The organism is Pseudomonas sp. EL_65y_Pfl2_R96, assembly GCF_963970905.1.
GTDB lineage: Bacteria > Pseudomonadota > Gammaproteobacteria > Pseudomonadales > Pseudomonadaceae > Aquipseudomonas.
In genome coordinates, this window is record NZ_CAXAQH010000333.1 from 1 (window position 1) to 458 (window position 458).

1 protein-coding gene is annotated in these 458 nt (G+C 57.9%); it reads right to left on the reverse strand.

Annotation, left to right across the window (positions count from 1 at the left end):
• Positions 1-77 precede the first annotated feature (77 nt).
• Positions 78-458 (reverse strand): GIY-YIG nuclease family protein (locus AACY49_RS30900; RefSeq protein WP_445262691.1); only part of this gene is annotated, 381 nt, incomplete at its 5' end.

Below are 458 nucleotides of genomic sequence, written 5' to 3' on the forward strand. Positions count from 1 at the left end.
GGCTAACGCGGAGCGATTCGAGTTCAGCCGCGTCGGCTTCGCCGATTTTGGGCAGCAGCGATTCAGTATCGGCGAGGTCAGCCACACATATCTCCGTCATTCCCGCGAAGGCGGGAATCCATAATCACATCTTTGGCGATCGGAGCTAAGCCCAGTCCGACCGCCAGGTCCGTCCAGTCGGAATTGGACCGCTCAATCAAATTGAGCTTCCAGTCTCGGTTCCACTTTTTGAGCTGCTTTTCCCGGAGGATCGCGGCTTCCATCGTGTCCGCCATCTCGAAGTGGACCAGATGCACGACCCCGTAGCGGGAGGTAAAGCTCTTGATCAACCCTGCCCGGTGTTGTTGCAGGCGACCGATCAGGTTGGACGTAACGCCGATGTACAAGGTGCCGCATTTGCTGCTGGCGAGGATGTAGACGCAGGGCTGTTTTTCCATGCTCGCTTCACTCCCTTGCCG